Origin of the sequence: Haloferax sp. Atlit-6N (assembly GCF_003383195.1) — an archaeon.
Classification (GTDB): Archaea; Halobacteriota; Halobacteria; order Halobacteriales; family Haloferacaceae; genus Haloferax; species Haloferax gibbonsii.
Genome location: NZ_QEQJ01000127.1, coordinates 1 through 575, shown reverse-complemented (window position 1 = coordinate 575; position 575 = coordinate 1). Strand labels below are relative to the sequence as shown.

Genomic DNA, 575 nt, shown 5'->3' with positions numbered 1-575 from the left:
GTTTCCGTCGCTGGAGGGCACGAAGGTCTGGGAAGAGTACCAAAAGCTCGATCGAAAGAAGAAGCGAGAGCGGATCGCTCCGGACGATGACGAAGACGAAGAACCAGAGGTCGACGTCCGCTCGATCGTCGACGAGATTATGGCCGAAGGACTTGAGCCAGTCGTCGCGATCCACGGTGGCAACAAGAACCCCTACATCGCGAAAGAGTTGATCGGACTGAACTACGGTCTATCAGCTCGAAACGCGAAGAAGGCGAAATTACTTCTCGAGCAACAGAGTGGCGACCTGTCGCAGTATGTGGAGGAAGCGTGACTCGAAGACGTCGTCCAGACACAGAACGCACACACAGTATGCTAAAAAGCGATATTTTTGCGCGCGCGTGTAATGCGCGCGTGCGTGCGCGCGACCCGGAAACGAGTCCCGGAGTCGGTTTTGATTCGATTCGTTTCTGGAGAGAGAATTCCCAGAGAGGTGGTTAACGATGGGACAAGTGCTGAAACAGACACCTGAAGCCGCCCTGTGGACGTGGGCGCTCGCTTTCAGCTGTATCTTCGTTGGCGCTACGTACTCGATC

Annotated in this window: 1 protein-coding gene; it reads left to right on the top strand. The window is 55.3% G+C overall.

The annotated features are described in order from the left end of the window. The coding region (locus tag DEQ92_RS23580; protein WP_158547654.1) for a hypothetical protein at nt 1-313 on the top strand (313 nt) is incomplete at its 5' end. Between the last annotated feature and the right edge of the window lie 262 nt (nt 314-575).